The following is a 19,910-nucleotide window of genomic DNA, read 5'->3' as shown; positions in this document are numbered from 1 at the left end:
TCTACTGACCCCATATCCTGACCGCGACGTCCACCGCCGCGATCAGCGTCCGCCAGACGAGCATGATCAGCTGGACGGGCCCGGAGAAGTGCGCCGGTACCTCGCTTCGCCTTCCTTTGTGCTTCATCGCCACACCTTTCTTGTCACTGGTGATGTTCCTGAGTCCGTTATAGGTGGAGAATCGTGCCCGAGACAGGTGTTGCGGCCTGTTCGCGTGTCATTCGCGCCCCATCTGCGAGGAGATTCCTGGTGCCGACCAAGCCAGACGGCCGGAACACCCCAGCGGTCGACGCCTTCGTTCAGTTTCTGGAAAGGCTCAGGGATACCGCCGGCATGACGTACGCCGAGATCGCCGCGGCCGGCGGACCGTCCGAACGCACCCTGACGACGATCTTCGGTGGCGAGAACGTGAGCTGGAACAGTGTCAAACGCATGTGCGCGACTGTTGGTGCCACCGACTCCGAGATCCGCGAGGCTGTCCGGCTGCGGAACGAGGCCGCGCGGGAGTTGAAGCGATCCAGCAAGGCACCTTCGGCGCTACCCGACGAGCGGGCCAGGGCACTGCGCGGCGCGGGATACCTCGAGACACTGCGCCAGCTGTACAACCAGCAGCGCTTCCCTTTGCTACACCTGTTCGGCGCGGACATGCCGATCTGTGCTTTCCCCACCCCACCCGACCGCTGGGACGACGTCGAGTCCGCAGTCGGCGATCTTCTCGGACGCGACGTGCCCACGCGGCTGGAACGAGACAAGTCGCGGTGGCCCGGTGACTACGACGAGCGGGGGTGGGACCGCTACGCCGAACTGGTCGCCGCTGGCGAGAACAACCGGCGTTGGGACGGTCCGACCTGGGCGCTCGACACCATGCACATCGACTCGGCCACAGGGGCGGTCCGAATCGACTGCGTCCCGGGCCGTTACTACCGATCCCTGGCGACGAGCGAACTGTTGGACGCCGAGTTGATGAACGCGGTGGCCGACGACCCGGACCGTCCCGTCGGACTCGAGCGTCTTCCTCGGCGGGCGTGGCTTCATCAACAGGCCGGCGGCCCGGACGCGGCGTTGCTCACCGGGCGGCACCGCTGTGCCGCGGTGTCCGTCGCGGCCGCTGTTGTCATGCGCCGCGCCCACGGCTACGACGTTCTGCTCACTCCGCGTTCCGAGGACGTCGAAACACACAAGTTCTTCAACCACGTGATCCCGGCGGGGATCTTCCAACCGCTCGAACCCGGCGGCAGCCACCTCTCCGACCATTTCGTCGACGCGGAGTTCACGGTACGCAGGACTTTCGAGCGCGAGTACATCGAAGAGCTCTTCGATGCCGAGAACTACGCCGACGTGGGCGGTGAACCCATCCTCACTCCCGCGAACGAACCAGAGATCCAGCGACTGCGCGACGAGCCTTCCGCCAAGCTGTACTACACGGGTGTGTCACTCAACCTGTTGACGCTGCGTCCGGAGATCTGCCTGCTGCTGCTGATCACCGATCCAGGGTGGCTGGAACGGGAGACCGCGACGGCCGCGGAGCTCAGCGGCCGCGGTGGGCGTCCCATGCACTACGGGTGGGAGATCGTCCAACGCGAGCGCGACATGCCCCCTGGGCACTCGTTCGCTCGGGTGCTGTCACTGGACACGGATCTCCGGCCGATCGGCGGCCAGGAGACGCTGCGGTCTGATCTGCTCGTGCCCAACGCGGCCGCGGCGATCAGCCTCGCGCTCGACGTCGTAGCGGCGAAGATCTGATCACAACGAGGACAGTGCCTCGCGTTGCCGTGTGGTGAGCCGTTCCGGTCTGGCGATCACGTCGTAGGCGCCGGTTTCGGTGTGGCGCAGGGCCACCGGATCGGCCATACCTGGGCTGTCCGCCGCGCTTCGTAACGCTTCGCCGACGCGGTCGGCTGTCCAACCCAGCGCTGTGGCCAGTTCTTGCGCGGACAGTGGGCGTCCGGCGTGCACAAGGGCCGCGAGTACGGTCAGCGCGTCGCCGACCGTGGCCGCTGTCACTCCGTTGAGCATGTCCTGGTGCAGGCGCTCGAAGAACTGGCCCAGGTATTCCAGGCGGGCGCCCGCGGGGGTGTGCGGGCCGAGGATCTCCGCTCCCCGCAGGCTGGCCGACGCCCACATCGCGTTGGTTCGCGTGCTCGCTGTCCACGCGCGCAGCTGGAAGTCGTCGTCGACCACGTACCGCTCGCGTCGACGGGTGTCACGTTTCCGTTGCAGCAGGTCGATACCTTCCAGGTACGCGACTGCTTTCGAGATCGAGGCCGGGCTCACTCGCAGCGACTGCGCGAGATCCGCCGCGGTCAAGCTGCCTGAGTCCGTGAGGTACAGGCGGGCGAGCACACGCGCGGCCATCCTCTGCAGACCCGTCTCCACGACCATCGCCACGAACTGCTCTTCGAACGCGGCCACCGCGGTCGCGTCGCGTCCGTGGTTGTCGTCGAGCGGAGCCACCGCGGGCAGTACGGGTTTACGGCGGCGGGCACGTGCATGTGTCGCGCGGGTGGCGAGGTCGGCGCGGTAGCCGTGGGGCCCGCTGTTGCGCGCCACTTCGCGGGTGACCGTCGATGTCGGTCGGTTCAGGCGTCGGGCTATCTCCGCGTACTCGAGCCCGGCCGCGAGACCCGCGGCTATCTGTTCCCGGTCCGCCGGGGTCAACCTGCCTCCTGGCACCCGCCCATTGTGCGTTCACGACCATCTCATTGCAACGGTCGTTGCGTTCAGTGTCATCGCCATTGCAATGATTCCCAGGAAAAAGGTCGATTTAAGTTGAGCAGTATGGAAACGCAACGTAGCTTTCAGTCATGACCGAAGAGACGCCGATCGCTGAACTGCCCATGGACCGTCCGGCTGGCCGTCCGTTCGATCCGCCCGAGGAGCTGACCCGGCTCCGCGCCGAACGGCCGCTCGCACGCATGACCTATCCCGACGGCCACCTCGGCTGGCTGGTCACGAACTACGCGTTGAACCGCGCCGTCCTCGCCGACCTCCGATTCAGTTCACGCCAGGAACTCATGCACTCACCGTTGCCGGGCGCGGGCGCGATGGTGGGCACGATGCCGCCCGCGCCGCCTGGGATGTTCATCGGCGTCGACCCACCCGACCACACGCGGTACCGGCGCCTGCTGACCGGCAAGTTCACCGTCCGCCGGATGCGCCTGCTGACCGAACGCGTCGAACAGGTCGCCGCCGACCACCTGGACGCCATGGCGAACCACGGACCCACGGTGGACCTCGTGTCGGCGTACGCGCAACCCATCCCGGCGATGATGATCTGCGAACTGCTCGGCGTGCCCTACGAGGACCGCGAGTTCTTCCAGAAGCACGCGACGACCATGAACAGCTCGCACGACACCACGCCACAGGACCAGTACGAGGCATTGACCGCGTTGCAGGGATACCTGACCGACCTGGTGCTGGCCAAGCGGAAAGACCCCACCGACGACCTGCTCAGCGACCTCACCACCGAGGACCTCACCGACGAGGAGCTGGGCAACATCGGCACGCTGTTGCTGGGCGCCGGCTTCGACACCACCGCGAACATGATCGCGCTGGGCATGTTCGCCCTGTTCGTCCACCCCGACCAGCTCACCCGGCTGCGCACCGACCCGGGCGTGATCGACCAGGCCGTCGAGGAGTTGCTGCGGTACTTGAGCATCGCGCACACGGGCGCGCGAACCGCGTTGGCGGACGTCGAACTCGACGGCAAGCTCATCAGGGAAGGCGAGTGCGTCACCGTGTCCGTCCAGACCGCCAACCGCGACCCGGAACGGTTCCCCGACCCCGATGTCCTTGACCTGACCCGTCAGGCCAACGGCCACGTCTCCCTCGGCCACGGCATCCACCAGTGCCTCGGCCAGCAACTCGCGCGCGTGCAGATGCGGGTCGCGTTCCCCGCGCTGCTCGACCGGTTCCCGACCCTGGAACTGGCCGTGCCCCAGGAAGAAGTGCCGCTGCGCACGTACGCCGACATCTACGGGCTGCACGCGCTGCCGGTCACCTGGCAGGCGTGACGATCCCGTACTCGTGGATCTTGCGGTAGAGCGTCGCCCGGGACATGCCCAGCAGCCGCGCGGCCTTGATCTTGTTGCCGTCGGTGTCCTCAAGGCTGTGCACGATCGCGTCGCGTTCCATCGACTCCAGGCGGTTCAACGGTCGCCGCGCCACCGCGCGGTACTCCGCCGGCAGGTCACTGGGTTGAACGGGGCCGACGCGCCGACGCTGGCCCACGTACTTCAGCACCTGGCAGAGCTGCGGCACGTTGCCCGGCCATGAGGCGCGCATCAACAGGTGCATGGCGGCCGGCGAACACGTCAGCTGCCCGCTCAACCTGCTGAGCAGCAACGGAACCAGCTCGCTGAGGTCCTCCACGTGCCGGCGCAGCGGCGGGATCTGCACGGTCCGGGGGAACAACGCCAGCAGCGGGGCCAGGTCCTCGGTGTCGGACGTCAACGTGACCGCGACCCACGGCGGCTTCGGCGCCGACCGGACCTCGGCCAGAACGGCCACAAGGGACTGGACGGCCGCCGGGGCCAGCTGGTCGACGTGCCGGATCACCAACGTGTCCACCGGGTCGTCGATCAGCTCCCGGCGCACGTCGGCGATGTGCGCGACGTCGAGCACGTGCACCCGGCCGATCGGGTTGCGCCGCTGGTGCACGCACCGGGCCAGGGTGCACTTGCCGACGCCGGGTTCGCCGGCCAGCGCGACCCATTCCGCTTTCGCATAGCTCGCGTCCACCTCATGACAGGCGCGCAACCATACCGGCGCGGATCCGACCACACCCGGCAGGAACATCGGCAGCCGCGGCGCCGCCGTGCTCTCCTCCTCGTCGGACTCGATCAGCCGCACCCGGACCACGCCGCCGGCGATGTCGCCGCCGCGCGGGCCGGGCACGGTCCGGCACTGCATCCGGACCTTGCTGCCGGTCGGCAGGGCCACGGTCGCCGAGCCCCGCCCCTCGGCCAGGACCTGGGTCGCGTGCCCGAGCAGCACGGACTGGTCCGCGGGGTCCAGCAGCCGCCGCGCCCGGTCGTTCATCATCACGACGTCCTCGTTGAACGCCAACAGGATCCCGGTCGTCCGCCGGCACGCCCTCAGGTACGCCTGGAACAGCGCCAGCTCACGGATGTCGCTGTTGCCCAGCAACGCCTGCCGGATCTGCTCGGCCGTGGTCCGGGCCAGCGCCACCAGCAGCTGGCCGGCGTCCTTGCGCCAGCACGTCAGGTCGACCGCGCCGATGGTCTTGCCGGAGATCGGGTCGTGGATCGGCACTCCGGCGCACGCGAGGTTCTCCAGGTTCTCCGCGTAGTGCTCGTGCCCGAACACGTGCGTCGGCCGCCCGTCCGCGAGGGCTGTCCCGATCCCGTTCGTGCCGACGAACTGCTCGCCGTAGCTGAAGCCGGGCGCGAGTTCCACGCTCTGCAGGTGCCGGTGCAGGTCCGGGTCACCGGTGTACTGCTTGAGGACGACGCCGTTCGGGTCGGTGAGGATCAGGCTGATCGGCTGGCCGTCGAACTGTTCGCCGAGCCGCGCCAGGACCGGCTCGGTGGCGCGGATCAACGGGGTGTCCAGGTTCGGGTCGGTGACGTACGGCAGGCTGATCCGGTCGGCCGGGACGCTGCTGCGCCGGGACCGCAGCCAGGACGCGAGAATGCTGTCCCGCACCTGGTCCGGTTCGACCGACTCGCTGGTCAGGAACTGGACGCGGGTACGCGCTAGCCCAGGGTCGTCCGTTGGGACAGGCCGGTCCGCAAGCCGCGCTTCATCCACGTCGAACACCCTCGGTCACAGGCAGCAGGTGCGCCTCAGGACACAGCGTAGGCCCGACCACGCCGGGATGGTGTCTCAAATTGAGACAGCCATCCGGGGGCGGATGGCGTGTCATGGAGTGATGGCCGAGGAGACGTACAACCCGTGGACCATCGTGAACGTCGTGTTCCAGCACCTCGCCGACCAGGGCCTGCACCCGGTTCTCGGGGAGACAGGCCATCCCGGCGAGCCGGCCGCGCAGTTGCTGCGGGCGCTGGGCATCCAGCCCCGCGCCGAGGGCGACATCCGGATGGCCCAGGACATCCACGATCACTTGGCGCGGATGCGGGCTTCGATGGAGGGAGTGAGATGAGCCGCCAGAGCGTGGCACGTGCCCACCAGAAGATCCAGGAACTGTCGTGGGAACCGGCCTACCACCAGCCGGTGTCCCACTACGGGACCGACTACACCTTCCGCAAGGCGAAGAAGAAGGACCCGCTCAAGCAGGTTCTGCGCTCGTACTTCCCGATGCAGGAGGAGAAGGACCACCGCGTGTACGGCGCCGAGGACGGCGCGATCCGCGGCAACATGTTCCGTCAGGTCCAGGAACGCTGGCTGGAGTGGCAGAAGCTGTTCCTGAGCATCATCCCGTTGCCGGAGATCTCGGCGGCGCGGGCCATGCCGCTGCTGTTCCGCACGGTCCCCAACCCGGAACTGCACAACGGCCAGGCGATCCAGATGATCGACGAGGTCAGGCACTCGACGATCCAGCAGAACCTCAAGCGCCTGTACATGAACAACTACATCGACCCGGCGGGGTTCAACTCCAGTCTGCGCAACTTCCAGAACGACTACTGCGGCACGATCGGCCGGCAGTTCGCCGAGGGGTTCATCACCGGTGACGCGATCACCGCGGCGAGCATCTACCTCACGATCGTCGCCGAGACGGCGTTCACCAACACGCTGTTCGTCGCCATGCCGGCGGAGGCCGCGGCCAACGGCGACTACCTGCTGCCCACGGTGTTCCACTCGGTGCAGTCCGACGAGTCCCGGCACATCAGCAACGGGTACGCGACGCTGCTGATGGCGTTGTCGGACGAGTCGAACCACCAGCTGTTGGAACGCGACCTGCGCTACGCGTGGTGGAACAACCACCGCGTGGTCGACGCGGCCATCGGCACGTTTATCGAGTACGGCACGAAGGACCGCCGTAAGGACCGCGAGAGCTACGCGGAGATGTGGCGCCGGTGGATCTACGACGACTACTACCGCAGCTACCTCGTCCCGTTGGAGAAGTACGGCCTGGTCATCCCGCATGATCTCATCGAAGAGGCCTGGAACCAGATCTGGAACAAGGGCTACGTGCACGAGGTGGCCCAGTTCTTCGCCACCGGCTGGCTGGCCAACTACTGGCGGATCGACCCGATGACGGACGCGGACTTCGAGTGGTTCGAGTACAAGTACCCGGGCTGGTACGACCGGTACGGCAAGTGGTGGGAGAACTACAACCGGCTGTCGCGGCCGAACGGCCACCACCCGATCGTGGCGGAGAGCGTCGACTACGTGTACCCGCACCGCTGCTGGGTCTGCATGGTGCCGTGCCTGGTCCGCGAGGACATGGTGGTGGACAAAGTGGACGGTCAGTGGCGGACGTACTGCCACGAGGCCTGCCGCTGGACCGACGCGGAGGCGTTCCGCCCGGTCTACCAGGGCCGGAACACGCCGAACATGGGCCAGCTGATCGGCGCCCGCGAGTGGGAGACCCTGTACCACGGCTGGAACTGGGCGGATGTCGTGTCCGACATGGGTTTCGTGCGGGACGACGGCAAGACCATGGTCGCCCAGCCGCACCTGGACCTGGATCCGAAGAAGATGTGGACCCTGGACCACCTGCGCCGGATGCCCGCGGTGCAGAGCCCGAACGTGCTGCTCAACCAGATGTCCGACGAGGAACGGGCCGCGTTCGTCGCCGACTACAACCGGCAGGGCCCGGCCGGCCGTCCCGCCCCGGCCCAGTAGCGCCATGGGCGAGAAGCATCGCGTCCGCTTTGAGCCGGTCGGTGTGGAGATCGAGGTCGACGAGGACCAGACGATCCTGCGTGCCGCGGCCGAGCAGGGCGTCATGCTCATGCATGGCTGCAAGGAGGGCCAGTGCGCGTCCTGCAAGTCGTTCATCCTGGACGGCGATGACGTCGAGCACGACCGGTATTCCACGTTCGCGTTGCCGGACTACGAGAAGGAGGAAGGCTTCACGCTGCTGTGCCGGGCGCACGCGTACGAGGACCTGACGATCGAGCTGCTCAACTACGACGAGGAGATGATCCGCTCGGGCCTGCCCATCCAGCAGGCCCGGGTGGAGGTCGTGTCGAACGACCACGTCACCCCCGACATGCGGCATCTCGTCGTCCGGCTGGTGGAGCCGACGTCACTGAAGTTCTTCCCCGGCCAGTACGTCGACTTCGCGGTCCCCGGCACGGCCGAGACCCGGTCGTTCTCGATGGCCAACCCGTCCAGCGGCCCGGCCGGGCTGCTGGAGTTCGTGATCAGGATCTACCCCGGCGGCCTGTTCTCCGGTTTCCTGGACACCGAGGTCGCGGTCGGTGACATCGTGGAGATCACCGGGCCGTTCGGGGTGTTCACCTTGCGCGACAACCCGAACGCCGATCTCCTGTTCCTGGGTGGCGGCGCCGGGATGGCCCCGATCCTGGCATTGCTGCGCTCCATGGCCGAGCGCGGTATCCATCGCCGGGCGACGTTCTACTACGGCGCCCGGCGCCGCCAGGATCTGTGCTTCGCGAAGGAACTGGCCGCGTTGGCCGAGACACTGCCGAACTTCCGCTATGTCCCGGCCCTGTCCGAGGACGACTGGGCGGGCGAGACCGGCCTGATCACGGACGTGGTGCGCCGGTTGGAGTCCAATCTGGACGGTACGGACGCGTACGTCTGCGGACCGCCGCCGATGGTGGCGGCGGCGCTGGACCTGCTGCCCTCGCTGGGTGTCGCGGACAAGCGAATCTTCTATGACAAGTTCACCACCACCGGTGCAGCGGAGGACCGATGACAACCACCCAGGAACGCAGCGTTCCGAAGCCCGTCTTCACCGACGCGGAGGCGGGCGCGAAGGTTTTCCCCGACTCGGACGCCCGCCGGTTCAACTACTTCACGCCGGCCAAGCGCAAGCAGTCGCACTACGAGGACGTCACCGTCGAGGTCCAGCCCGACCCACGGCACTACCTGTCCCAGGGCTGGCTGTACGGGTTCGCCGACGGCAAGGGCGGCTACCCGCTCGAATGGACCGCGCTCAAGGCGTGGGGCTCGGACCGGCCGGAACCCGAGCGCGGGCCTGGTTCGGGCGGCCAGGGCTACGACTGGCCGGCGTTGGGGTGGCACGAGTTCCGTGACCCGAACGAGGAGTGGGAGCTGACGCTCTACCGGTACAACTCGAACGTGGTCCGGCAGCTGAACCAGAACATCGAGGCCGCCCGCCAGTCGAAGGCGTTCGACCAGTGGAACCGCAACTGGGTCCAGTTCGTTTCGCAGCACGTGGGCGCGTGGATGCACGTGGACCACGGCCTGGGACTCTACTTGTTCGCCAACGCCAACCGCAGGGCGCCGACGAACATGCACAACAACGCGATCTCGGTGAACAGCATGCACCGGATCCGTGCGGCCCAGGACCTCGCGCTGTACAACCTGACGCTGTCCGAGGAGCTCACCGACTTCGACGGCACGGCACACCTGGCGACGTGGAACGACGACCCGGTGTGGCAGGGCGTGCGGGAGACGGCCGAGCAGCTCACCGGGATCTGGGACTGGTGCGAGGCGGTGTTCGCGGCGAACGTCGTGTTCGAGCCGCTGGTCGGCGAGTTGTTCCGGAGCAACCTGGTCCAGCAGGCGGCACCGGCCAACGGGGACTTCATCACGCCGACGCTGATCGGCGCGGAGGAGTACGACTTCGCCGAGCGGGACCTGCGGTACACCAAGCCGATGTTCCGGCTCCTGGTCGACGACAGGGAGTTCGGCGCGGAGAACCGCAAGGTCCTACAGCAGTGGCTGGCCACGTGGGTGCCGCGGTGTCTCAAGGCAGCCAGGACGTTGCAGCCGCTGTGGTCGCAGCCGGACGCGAAGCCGCCGCGCTTCGAGGACGGCCTGGACCGGGCGAAGAGCCGGTTCTCGGCCGTGCTGGCCGACCTGGACCTGCAAGCACCGAAGGAGTTGGCCCAGTGACCGTGACATTCCAGCAGAACAGCACCGCGTCGAACATGTGCGGCTTCACGTTGATGAACAACCAGGTCGGCGCGATCGTCGCGGAGGTGATGCGGCACAAGGACAACGTGACCATCACGCCGTTGCCGTCGATGATCAGGGTGGACGCGAAGGGCCGGATGGACGTGGTCTACGCGGAGATCGACGAGGCGGCCGGTGAGGAGGAGGGCTGGTTCAACGCGGCGGAGTTCGAGGAGAGCATGTCCACCCACTACGGCCGGATGATCCACGAGGACGACCGGACGATCATGTTCGCCAACCCCGAGGACGCCGCCGAATATCTCGACTTCGACCTGATCGCGCGCTCATAAAGGGGTCACTGCCGTGTACGAGAAGGATGGCGAGAAGTACTTCGTGGTGGACGGCCACACCCATTTCTGGGACGCGAGCCCGGCGAACTGGGTGCCCGGCCAGGAGCAGTTCGCCCAGGGCTGGATCGAGTGTTTCCACGCCTACCAGGGCCTCGGCCCGGCCGAGACGCACTGGTCGATCGACGATTTCATGAAATACTCCGAAGAACGGATGATGACGGACGTGTTCGACGACGGCCACGTCGACATCGCCGTCTTCCAGCCCACCAACCTGCGCCAGTGGTACAAGGAGGGGTTCAACACCACTGAGGTCAACGGGGCCATGGCCGAGCGGCACCCGGGGAAGTTCATCGTGAACACCAACTTCGACCCCCGCGAGGGCTCAGCGGGCCTCAAGGCGTTCGAGGAACGGGTGCGGCGGTGGGGCTGCCGCGGTGTGAAGCTCTACACGGCGGAGTGGCGTGGTGACTCGCGGGGTTGGAGCCTCCGGGACGCGGACGCCGCCCGGTACCTGGAGAAGTGCCAGGAGCTGGGTGTCACGAACATCCACGTGCACAAGGGCCCGACCATCTGGCCGTTGGACAAGGACGCGTTCGACGTGTCCGATGTGGACTACGCGGCGACCAACTTCCCGGCGTTGAACTTCATCGTCGAACACGTGGGCCTGCCGCGCATCGAGGACTTCTGCTTCATGGCCACCCAGGAGCCCAACGTGTACGCGGGCCTGTCGGTGGTCGTCGGCGGCCTGATGCACGCCCGGCCGCGGTTCTTCGCGAAGGTGATCGGCGAGCTGATGTTCTGGCTCGGCGAGGACCGGCTCGTGTTCGGCGCGGACTACGCCATCTGGGAACCGAAGTGGCAGGTGGAAGGGTTCGTGGACTGGCAGATGCCGGACGGCGACGAGTTCTCCGACTACGCGAAGCTCACCGTCGACCAGAAGAAGAAGATCCTGGGCCTGAACGCGGCCCGGCTTTACGACATCAAGATTCCGGCCTCGCCCCAGCCGGTCGGCGTTCCCTCATGAGGGAGCCGCAGGACCAGACCGCTTCCCGCGAGGCGGTCTGGTCCGCGCTCGGCACCGTGCTCGACCCGGAACTCGACGAACCACTGACCGACCTGGGGTTCGTCGCGGAGTGCCGGGTGGTCGGCGGGCACGCCGTGGTCCGGCTGCGGCTGCCGACGTACTTCTGCGCGCCCAACTTCGCGTTCCTGATGGTCGCGGACGCCTACGACGCGGTCAGCGCGCTCCCAGGCGTCACGTCGGTGGATGTCCGGTTGGTGGACCACTTCGCGGCCGACGTGATCAACAACGGCGTGGCCCGGCGGGCCGGTTTCGTGGCGTCCTTCTCGGGTGAGGCCGTTCAGGAACTGGACTCGCTGCGGGCCGACTTCCTGCGTCGGGCGGTCCTGGCGGGCACCGACCGGGTGTGCCGGGGCCTTGACCGTTCGTCGCTGCCCGGCTTGACGCTCGGGGATGTTCCGCCTGGTCCGGCGGTGGAAAGGCTGCGGGCGCGTCGACGGGAGCTTGGGTTGCCGTGCGCGGACTCGTCGCCGTTGCTGATCGACCCGTTGTCAGGTGAACCTGTCCGGGATCCGCGTCGTCACTTGGCGTTCGCGCGGGTGACCAGGGTCAGTCAGGAAGCCAACTCGGGGGTGTGCCGGGGGATGCTGGCCGCCCGTTATTCGGAGGAGACGACATGAAGGCCGTCCGGCTGCACGCCTACCACCAGCGGCCCGTGGTCGAGGACGTCCCGGAGCCGACCGCGAAGAACCCGCTTGACGTGGTCGTCCGGATCGGCGGCGCCGGGGTGTGCCGCACCGACCTGCACATCATCGACGAACAATGGGCCTCCCGGTCCGGCGTGTCCCTGCCGTACACGATCGGTCACGAGAACGCGGGCTGGGTGCACGAAGTCGGTTCCGCGGTGACCAATGTGGCCGTTGGGGACACAGTGATCCTGCATCCGACGTCGACGTGCGGCCTCTGCCCCGCCTGCCGGGCCGGCAACGACATGCACTGCACGGACAGCGTGTTCCCGGGGATCAACGCGGACGGCGGCATGGCCGAGTATCTACTGACTTCGGCTCGTGCGTGCATCAAGTTGGATCCCGCGACGCGTCCGTCGGATGTGGCGGCGCTCGCGGACGCGGGGATCACGGCGTATCACGCGGTCCGCAAGGCTGTGCCGTTGCTGTATCCGGGCACGGTGTGCGTGGTGAACGGCGCCGGCGGGCTCGGGCACATCGGCATCCAGGCGCTCGCCGCGATGACCGCCACCACCATCGTCGTCGTCGACCGCAACCCGGACGCGTTGAAGCTGGCCGCCACGTTGGGCGCTGACCACACGGTTCTGGCTGATGGCGGCCACGTGTCGGCTGTGCTGGACCTCACCGGCGGTAACGGCGCCGAAGTGGTGTTGGACTTCGTCGCCGAAGAGGGGGCGCAACAGGACGCGTTCGCGATGACCCGACGCGACGGGTCGCATTTCGTGATCGGGTACGGCGGCAACGTCGACATCCCCACGATCGACATCATCTCGACCGAGCGGAACATCGTCGGCAACCTGGTCGGCACGTACAACGACCTGGCCGAGCTGATGGTGCTGGCGCAGGCCGGGAAGGTCACCCTGCACACCAGGCAGTACCCGTTGGACGCCGCGCTGGACGCGTTGGCCGACCTCGACGCCGGCCGGGTCCGCGGCCGGGCCATCCTCACCCCGTAGGAGCATGACATGGCCAAGGAACTGCGCTTCGGCTCGGAAGCCCGAGACCTGCTGCTCGCGGGGGTCGACCAGCTCGCCGACGCGGTGAAGTCGACGCTGGGGCCGAAGGGGCGCAACGTGATCATCGAGAAGATCACCGGCTCGCCCGTGGTGACCAACGACGGCGTGACAATAGCCCGCGAGATCCACCTGAAGAACCAGTTCGAGAACATGGGCGCCCAACTGGTGAAAGAAGCGGCGATCAAGACCAACGACGTGGTCGGCGACGGCACGACGACCGCGACCGTGCTGGCCCAGGCCATCGTCCGCGAAGGCATGCGCGCCATCAGCGCCGGCGCGAACCCCGTCCTGGTGAAGCGCGGCATCGACATGGCCATCGGCCACCTAGTGTCCTATTTGGAGAGTGTGGCGCACCCGGTTTCGTCCGAACAGGACTATGCCCGCGTGGCCGCGATCTCCGCGAACGACGACGACACGGTCGGCGAGGTCATCGCCACGGCGCTGCACACCGTCGGCGACGGCGGTGTGGTGACGGTCGAGGAATCCCAGCGGATCGGGATGTCCGTGGACTTCGTGGAAGGCTTCGAATTCGACAACGGCTACATCTCGCCGTACCTGGTGACCGACCCCGGCCGGCTGGAAGCGGTCGTGGACGACCCGTACATCCTGATGTGCAGCGAGAAAGTGACCAGAGTCCAGGACCTGATGCCGGTACTGGACAAGATCATGCGCGCGCCCCGCCCCCTGGTGCTGATCGCCGAGACAGTCGAGGGAACAGCCCTGAGCATGCTCGTGCACAACCACGTGAACCGCACATTCCAGGCGGTCGCCGTACGCGCCCCCGGCTTCGGCGACCGACGGCTGCACAAACTCGAAGACCTCGCCGCGGTGGTCGGCGGCGCAGTACTGTCCCGCCAATCCGGCTTCACGATGCAGAACATGACACTGGACCAGATGGGCCGCGCAAAGCAGGTCCGCGTCACCGAGAACACAACAACAATCGTCGGCGGTTACGGCTCCGCCGAGGACATCTCCTTCCGGGTCACCCAACTACGCGCCGAGTTGGAACGCGCCCAGTTCGGCGTGGACGAGGACGTGCTCACCGAGAGAATCGGCGCGTTGACCGGGAAGGTCGCCGTGATCCGCGTGGGGGCAGCAACTCCGGCGGAGTTGAAAGAACTACAGCACCGTGTAGAGGACGCCCTGTCCGCGACCCGGGCCGCGATGGCCGAAGGTATCGTCGCGGGCGGTGGCGCAGCTTTGCTGCACGCGGTACACGCTTTGGACGATCTCACGGTTTCGGGTGACTACGCGATCGGTGTGGACATCGTGCGCCGGGCGTTGCCTGAGCCCGCTTTCCTGATCGCCGCCAACGCCGGACACCAGGCCGCGGACGTGCTTGCCCAGACCCAACAGATGGGACTGGATGAGGGATTCGACGCGCTGCATTCCCGGTATGGCAACATGATCTCGATGGGGATCGTTGATCCGCTTCGGGTTTGCCGGTCCGCGTTGCAGAACGGGGCTTCGGTGGCGGGGTTGCTGTTGACCACGAACTCGTTGATCGCCGAGGAGCAGACTCCGTGGGGTGGGAGTTCGGCTTTGATGACCGAGTTCGGGCCTTTGGATGAGGGGTTGCACCAGCCTTCTCCGGATGCCAGCACTCCTCAGTCTCTGGGGCTCGGGCCTTCGGTGGGGTGATTCGCTCTCCTTCGCCCTTTGGCTCACTCTCCTTGGCCCTTTGGCTCGCTCTCCGTGGGCCTTCGGCTCGCCTTACGGCGGGCTTTCGCTCGCTTTCCGTGGGTCTTTCGCTCGCCTTTCGTGGGGTGACGACTCGCTTTCGGTTCGGTTTGACACGGGGACCCCCGCGGCGGGTGCAAGCCGACTACGCCGGCAGGCCAAGGGTTCTCCGGTTCATTGCCACAGGCCCTTCAGCGGGGCCGGCTTTGGGCCTGCCGCCATAGCCAGCTTAAACCCACCGCGCCCCGTGTAAAACCGAACCTCGTAGGCACACCCTCACCGCCACCTCCCACTTCACCGCCATCCACTTTCACCACCGTCCGCCGCCACTGCCCACTTTCACCGCCATCCGCCTTCATCCACTTTCACTACGGTCCACTGTCACCGTCCACTGTCACCACCTTCCACCCCACCGCCGCCACATCCACTCCAACCCACCACCACCCAGCCTCTCCCCCACCACCCTCTCCCCCGCCTACCCTCACCACCCTCTCCCTGCCCACCTCCACCAGCCTCTCCCTCGCCCACCATCGCCACCGCCACCCTTTAGCCCAGCCATCTCCACTGCCCCCCAACCTCGCCACCCTCACCCTCACCACCGGCCATCTCCACCATCGGCCATCTCCACCCCGGCCATCTTGACCGCCACCCAACTCCATCGCTGCCCACCGTCACCCCCCGTCCGTGTACCTGATTCAGCGGCTGTAGTACCGGAGCGTCACAATCCCTGAGGTGTGCGATTTGCTGTGCACCAACTCCAGGTTTGCGCGCTGGCTCAGGTCGGTGAACATCGGTTGGCCCGCGCCCAGCACCACTGGGTACAGCTTGATCCAGTACTCGTCCACCACGCTGTGCTGGATGAACTGCTGCGCGGTGCTGGAGCCGCCGAACAGCACCATGTCCTTGCCTGGTTTGTCCCGCAGGGCTGCTATCTCGGTTGGGATGTTGGCGGCTACCCGCGAACCGTCGTCCAGTGTGGTGAGGGTGGTGGAGAACACGACTTTTGGGGTGTCCACCACCCAGTTGGCGAACGAGACCAGCTCTGGTGGGCTGGCTGGGTCTGCGGCCTGGGCACGGAACGACTGGTCGGCCCCGTAGTAGAAGTTACGGCCAGTGAGGATCGTGTCTACCCGGTCGCGCAGTTCGTCGGACAGGGTCTGGTTCATTTCCGGGTCTGGGAGCATCCAGTCCAGCTCGCCGTGCGGGCCCGCGAGCATGCCGTCCAGGGTGACGTTCACGTACAGAATGACCTTGCGCATCAGAGTTTCTCCTGTTCAGTCGGTGTTGACCAGAAGTCTCGCGACCCGTCGGGACTGGAACATCAGCCACCTGGCCGACGTCAGCCACCCAAGGTGGCCACCACATCGCCCGCGAGCTGGGCATCGTGGCGGTGCGCGAATAATGTTCGGCCACGGGCCTGGCTTCGTGAGATGCTCACCTGTCGGGAGGGCAGCACATGGAGCCGCGGCTGACCGGGCGGGACAGCGAGACAGTGATCCTCGCGGGCGTCCTCGACGAGGCCGAACGAGGTGTGGGCCAGCTGGTGTTGCTGTCTGGGGAGCCCGGGATCGGCAAGACGCGACTGGCGGGTCACGCGTTGCGCGCCGCTCGTGAGCGTGGGTTCGCTGTGTTGGTGGGTCAGGCTGACCCGCTGCAGACGGGGTTGGCGTACGCGCCGGTTGTTGCTGCGTTGCGCGGCAGGCTCGACACGGATCTGTTGGTGGGGCTGGCTGACTTGGGGCGGCTGCTGCCGGATCCTCGGTTGCCGGTGCCCGAACCGGGTGGGGACGCGGCGTTGAACCGGACCAGGATGTTCGAGGCGGTCCTGCAGTTGCTGCGCCGGATGGCCGCGCGGACCCCGGTCCTGGTGTTCGTCGACGACCTGCACTGGGCCGACCACGGCACCATCGAACTTGTCCACTACCTGGGCAACGGCACGGCCGGCGATCGGCTTGTGGTGATCGGCGCGGCGAGGACCCCGCCGGCTGGGTCCCGTCTGGCGGACCTGGCCACCTTGGTCCGCCGGCACGACCACGGCACCGAACTCGCCCTCGGCCCGCTCAGCGAGGCCGACACCAAGTCGCTCGCCCAGGACGTGCTGGGCACCCAGCCGCCACCCGCGATGCTGACCGAGCTCGCCACCCGCACCAAAGGCGTCCCGCTGTTCGTCACGGCGCTGGCCCAGCACACCGGTCGCGGACCGTTGCCGACGATCGTCCGTGACGTGGTGATGAGCCGGTTGCAGACGCTCAACGAGTCCGAACGCGACCTCATCGACCTGATCGCGGTCGCCGGCATGTGCGCGACCGTCGACGTCCTCAAGGCCGCGGCCGCCGCCGACATCGAGACCGAACTGCACGACCTGCTGCGGCAGGGCCACATCGACGAGCAGCTCAACGACCACGAGGTGTTCTACCGCGTCATCCACCCGTTGTACGCGGAGGTCGCGTACGCCGAGCTGACCGAGATCGAACGCCGGAGGCTGCACGCCACCCTCGCCAGGACGATCGACGACGTCGCCCCGGACAACATCATGGCCATCGCGCCGCACTACCGCGACGCGGGTGACTACGTCGATCCCCAGCGCGCCATCGATGTCCTCGCCTCAGCCGGCCAGCGCGCCTTGAACGTGTACGCGGCGACAGAAGCCGTCGACTACCTCGCTCGCGCGCTCAGCCGCGCCAGGACTGATCGCCGCGACGCCGTTCCCACCCTGCTCGACTCGTTGGGACCGGCCTACCAGGGCGCCGGGATGCTCGACGCGGCCGCCCAGGTCTGGCAGGAGCGGCTCGCGACCGAGACGGACGTCGACAAGCAGACCAGCCTGCGGCTGCACCTGGCGCTGTTGGAGTCCGACCGGGGCAATCCGGACAGGGCCGACGCGCACATCTCGACGGTGCTCGGCCGGGCGGGCGACCACGACATCCAGTCCCTGGGCCAGCGGATGGCGATCGCGGCCCGGCACTGGGACATCCCCCGGGCCCGCGCGCTGTACCAGTCGGTCAGCGAGTCGTTGGCGGCCAGCCCGCGGCCGGCCGCGCGGTCGCTGGCGACGTACGCCCGGGGTGTGCTGGCGTCCATCGACATGGAGATCGGCGAGGCGCACCGGCTGTTGACCAAGGCGGCGGACCTGGCCGACCGGTTCAACGACGACAGCATGTTCCTGAAGTTCCAGCCCCGACGGATCCTGGCCGGGCTGCGCGTGCTCGTGGGCGACATCCCCGGCGCGCTCGACTGCGCGGAGAAGGGCACCGCGGTCAGCGCCAACTTCGTGCTGCCGGCGGCCACCCACTCGATGATCATGGTGCACACCACCGCCCGGTACTTCGCGGGTGACGTGCTCGGCTCGCTGCCGGACGTGGACGCGCACATCGCCAGCAGTTCGGCGACCGGCCTGGACCGGATCCGGTCACGGATGCTCACCCACCGCGCGTTCCTCCTGGCCGAGCTGGGCCGTCTCGACGAGGCGTCGGCGTCGCTGGACCAGGCGCGGCCGTGGCTGCATCTGTTGCAGGACGGGAAGGACTACGGCTGGGAGATCGCGGCGACGATGATCGCGGTGCACTCCGGCCACCCGGAGAAGGCGCCGCCGCTGGACACACCGGAGTTCTCGTTCCGCGACCCGATCGTCAACTGTATGCGGGTCCTCGTCGCTGGCCAGGCCGCCATTGCCGCGAACGACGAAGCCAGGGCCCACGACATCCTGGAGTTCCTGCGCGGGATCGGCCGCACGGCGCCCCTGCTGGACGCGTTCGCCGACCGCCAGGAAGGTCTGCTCACCGGCTCGACCGAGTTGCTGCGGCGCGCGGCGCGGCGCCTCGCCGACATGGGCGCGCCGCTGCTGTCCGCCCAGGCCGACCTGGAGGCCAGCGAACTGGACCCGGACCAGGACGTGATCGTGCGGTGCCTGCGCCGATTCCAGGACGCCGGCACGACACCGTGGCTGGACCGGGCGCGCAGCCTGGCGCGCAAGCACAACGTCACCGTCGCCATCGCCAGGACGAGCGGTGACCTCACCCAACGCGAACACGAGATCGTCCGGCTGGTCGGCCACGGACTGTCCAATGCGGACATCGCGGCCCGGCTGTTCCTGAGCGAACGGACCGTGGAGTCGCATCTTCGCAACAGCTACCGGAAGCTGACCATCACGTCCCGGCTCCGCCTGGCGCAGTGGGCGGTGGCCAACGACAAGGAGCGCCCCTGAATGGCCGACCACACCCTGCCCGTCACCCGGGACACCGCGATCAACTACTTCAGCCGGGACACCCCACCCGTGCTGACCGTCGATCCGGGTGACACGGTCGTCGTGTCCTCTTTGGACTCCGGCGGGCACCTGGAGCCGATGCGGGCACCAGGCGAGCGGCCGCCGATCATGTTCCCGGACCGGCGCGGCCACTGCCTGACCGGCCCGATCGCGGTGCGGGGCGCGGAACCCGGGGACACGCTGGCCGTGCGGATGACCTCGCTGACCCCGGGCAGTTGGGGCTGGACCATCGCGGGCGCCAAGGACAACGCGCTGACCCGACGCCTGGGCGTGGCCGGAGACGTGTCCTGGCTGTTGTGGGACATCGACGGCGACACGGCCACCAACAACCTCGGCCACACTGTCCACTTGGCACCGTTTCTCGGCGTGACCGGGGTGGCGCCGGCGGAACCCGGCGAGCACTCCACGGTCCCGCCCCGCCCGTCCAGCGGCGGCAACATCGACTGCCGGGACCTGGTCGCCGGTTCCACCCTCTACTTACCGGTGAACGTGCCGGGCGCGCTGCTGCACCTCGGCGACGGCCACGCGGCCCAAGGCGACGGCGAGGTCTCCGGAACCGCCATCGAATGCCCGATGACCACCGAAGTGACCCTTGACCTCGTCGCCGCCGAAATCCCCGGGGTGCACGCGGTGACGCCGAGCGGCCGGATCACGTTCGGCTTCGACGAAGACCTCAACGCGGCCACCGCCGACGCCTTGGACGCGATGCTCGTCTGGATGCAGTCCCGCTACGGCCTGGCCAAGTCGCCGGCCCTGGCGCTGGCCAGTTCGACCGTGGACCTGCGGGTCACCCAGATCGCCAACGAGACCTGGGGTGTCCACGCGGTCCTGCCGCACAACGCCATCCGGTGACCG

Annotated in this window: 17 protein-coding genes; 13 read left to right on the top strand and 4 right to left on the bottom strand. The window is 67.6% G+C overall.

Annotated features, from left to right (window positions below; genetic code table 11):
- Position 1 precedes the first annotated feature (1 nt).
- Positions 2–127 (bottom strand): hypothetical protein, encoded by a 126-nt coding sequence (locus EV192_RS56960; protein WP_279494713.1) that lies wholly within the window; start codon positions 125–127, stop codon positions 2–4.
- 122 nt (positions 128–249) lie between these two features.
- On the opposite strand from EV192_RS56960, the gene EV192_RS34320 reads away from it, so the two are divergent.
- Positions 250–1,743, top strand: coding sequence for a helix-turn-helix domain-containing protein (locus EV192_RS34320; RefSeq protein ID WP_132122753.1), 1,494 nt, complete (start codon positions 250–252; stop codon positions 1,741–1,743).
- Here EV192_RS34320 and EV192_RS34315 read toward each other — a convergent pair whose 3' ends face one another.
- Positions 1,744–2,673 (bottom strand): helix-turn-helix domain-containing protein, encoded by a 930-nt coding sequence (locus tag EV192_RS34315; protein WP_132122752.1) that lies wholly within the window; start codon positions 2,671–2,673, stop codon positions 1,744–1,746.
- 131 nt (positions 2,674–2,804) lie between these two features.
- On the opposite strand from EV192_RS34315, the gene EV192_RS34310 reads away from it, so the two are divergent.
- Positions 2,805–4,013, top strand: a complete 1,209-nt coding sequence (locus tag EV192_RS34310; RefSeq protein ID WP_132122751.1) for a cytochrome P450 — start codon at positions 2,805–2,807, stop codon at positions 4,011–4,013.
- On the opposite strand, the gene EV192_RS34305 is transcribed toward EV192_RS34310, so the two are convergent.
- The gene (locus EV192_RS34305; protein WP_132122750.1) at positions 3,997–5,772 is read right to left on the bottom strand and encodes a sigma-54-dependent Fis family transcriptional regulator; all 1,776 of its coding nucleotides are present in this window, start codon (positions 5,770–5,772) and stop codon (positions 3,997–3,999) included. The two genes, EV192_RS34310 and EV192_RS34305, sit on opposite strands and share 17 nt — an antisense overlap.
- A gap of 121 nt (positions 5,773–5,893) precedes the next feature.
- Between EV192_RS34305 and EV192_RS34300 the strand changes: the two genes are divergently transcribed.
- Genes EV192_RS34300 through groL form a run of 9 tightly spaced genes read left to right on the top strand, consistent with a single transcriptional unit; the run spans position 5,894 to position 14,752 of the window.
- Positions 5,894–6,124, top strand: a complete 231-nt coding sequence (locus tag EV192_RS34300) for a hypothetical protein (RefSeq protein WP_132122749.1) — start codon at positions 5,894–5,896, stop codon at positions 6,122–6,124.
- Entirely contained in the window at positions 6,121–7,770 is a 1,650-nt protein-coding gene (locus tag EV192_RS34295) for a ferritin family protein (RefSeq protein WP_132122748.1), read from the top strand. Before EV192_RS34300 ends, EV192_RS34295 begins: the two co-directional genes overlap by 4 nt.
- A gap of 4 nt (positions 7,771–7,774) precedes the next feature.
- A complete protein-coding gene (locus EV192_RS34290) occupies positions 7,775–8,812 on the top strand; it encodes an NADH:ubiquinone reductase (Na(+)-transporting) subunit F (RefSeq protein ID WP_132122747.1) in 1,038 nt (345 codons plus the stop codon).
- Positions 8,809–9,978, top strand: coding sequence for a ferritin family protein (locus EV192_RS34285; RefSeq protein WP_132122746.1), 1,170 nt, complete (start codon positions 8,809–8,811; stop codon positions 9,976–9,978). The genes EV192_RS34290 and EV192_RS34285 overlap by 4 nt, the downstream gene beginning before the upstream one ends.
- The gene (gene mimD / locus EV192_RS34280; protein ID WP_424923411.1) at positions 9,975–10,328 is read left to right on the top strand and encodes a propane 2-monooxygenase effector subunit MimD; all 354 of its coding nucleotides are present in this window, start codon (positions 9,975–9,977) and stop codon (positions 10,326–10,328) included. Before EV192_RS34285 ends, mimD begins: the two co-directional genes overlap by 4 nt.
- A gap of 13 nt (positions 10,329–10,341) precedes the next feature.
- Positions 10,342–11,352, top strand: coding sequence for an amidohydrolase family protein (locus EV192_RS34275; protein WP_132122745.1), 1,011 nt, complete (start codon positions 10,342–10,344; stop codon positions 11,350–11,352).
- The gene (locus tag EV192_RS34270; RefSeq protein ID WP_132122744.1) at positions 11,349–12,029 is read left to right on the top strand and encodes a metal-sulfur cluster assembly factor; all 681 of its coding nucleotides are present in this window, start codon (positions 11,349–11,351) and stop codon (positions 12,027–12,029) included. The genes EV192_RS34275 and EV192_RS34270 overlap by 4 nt, the downstream gene beginning before the upstream one ends.
- A complete protein-coding gene (locus tag EV192_RS34265; protein WP_132122743.1) occupies positions 12,026–13,051 on the top strand; it encodes an NAD(P)-dependent alcohol dehydrogenase in 1,026 nt (341 codons plus the stop codon). Before EV192_RS34270 ends, EV192_RS34265 begins: the two co-directional genes overlap by 4 nt.
- 9 nt (positions 13,052–13,060) lie before the next feature.
- A complete protein-coding gene (groL, locus tag EV192_RS34260) occupies positions 13,061–14,752 on the top strand; it encodes a chaperonin GroEL (protein WP_132122742.1) in 1,692 nt (563 codons plus the stop codon).
- Positions 14,753–15,486: 734 nt separating this feature from the next.
- Here the strand turns inward: groL and EV192_RS34255 are convergent.
- Positions 15,487–16,050 (bottom strand): dihydrofolate reductase family protein, encoded by a 564-nt coding sequence (locus EV192_RS34255; protein ID WP_132122741.1) that lies wholly within the window; start codon positions 16,048–16,050, stop codon positions 15,487–15,489.
- Between the two features lie 197 nt (positions 16,051–16,247).
- On the opposite strand from EV192_RS34255, the gene EV192_RS34250 reads away from it, so the two are divergent.
- Both EV192_RS34250 and EV192_RS34245 read left to right on the top strand, forming a co-directional pair.
- A complete protein-coding gene (locus EV192_RS34250; RefSeq protein ID WP_132122740.1) occupies positions 16,248–18,995 on the top strand; it encodes an ATP-binding protein in 2,748 nt (915 codons plus the stop codon).
- On the top strand, positions 18,996–19,907 hold the full coding sequence (locus EV192_RS34245) for an acetamidase/formamidase family protein (RefSeq protein WP_132122739.1): 912 nt from the start codon (positions 18,996–18,998) through the stop codon (positions 19,905–19,907).
- Positions 19,908–19,910 lie beyond the last annotated feature (3 nt).

Source organism: Actinocrispum wychmicini, from assembly GCF_004345645.1.
Lineage (GTDB): Bacteria > Actinomycetota > Actinomycetes > Mycobacteriales > Pseudonocardiaceae > Kibdelosporangium > Kibdelosporangium wychmicini.
Note: the sequence above shows the minus strand (reverse complement) of the source record. Positions and strands in the feature narration are given on the sequence as shown.

Coding starts and splice junctions, on each gene's coding strand:
- EV192_RS56960 (WP_279494713.1), bottom strand. CDS start 127: ATGAAGCACAAAGGAAGGCGAAGCGAGGTACCGGCGCACTTCTCCGGG.
- groL (WP_132122742.1), top strand. CDS start 13,061: ATGGCCAAGGAACTGCGCTTCGGCTCGGAAGCCCGAGACCTGCTGCTC.
- EV192_RS34300 (WP_132122749.1), top strand. CDS start 5,894: ATGGCCGAGGAGACGTACAACCCGTGGACCATCGTGAACGTCGTGTTC.
- EV192_RS34255 (WP_132122741.1), bottom strand. CDS start 16,050: ATGCGCAAGGTCATTCTGTACGTGAACGTCACCCTGGACGGCATGCTC.
- EV192_RS34270 (WP_132122744.1), top strand. CDS start 11,349: ATGAGGGAGCCGCAGGACCAGACCGCTTCCCGCGAGGCGGTCTGGTCC.
- EV192_RS34295 (WP_132122748.1), top strand. CDS start 6,121: ATGAGCCGCCAGAGCGTGGCACGTGCCCACCAGAAGATCCAGGAACTG.
- EV192_RS34245 (WP_132122739.1), top strand. CDS start 18,996: ATGGCCGACCACACCCTGCCCGTCACCCGGGACACCGCGATCAACTAC.
- EV192_RS34290 (WP_132122747.1), top strand. CDS start 7,775: ATGGGCGAGAAGCATCGCGTCCGCTTTGAGCCGGTCGGTGTGGAGATC.
- EV192_RS34285 (WP_132122746.1), top strand. CDS start 8,809: ATGACAACCACCCAGGAACGCAGCGTTCCGAAGCCCGTCTTCACCGAC.
- EV192_RS34310 (WP_132122751.1), top strand. CDS start 2,805: ATGACCGAAGAGACGCCGATCGCTGAACTGCCCATGGACCGTCCGGCT.
- EV192_RS34265 (WP_132122743.1), top strand. CDS start 12,026: ATGAAGGCCGTCCGGCTGCACGCCTACCACCAGCGGCCCGTGGTCGAG.
- EV192_RS34250 (WP_132122740.1), top strand. CDS start 16,248: ATGGAGCCGCGGCTGACCGGGCGGGACAGCGAGACAGTGATCCTCGCG.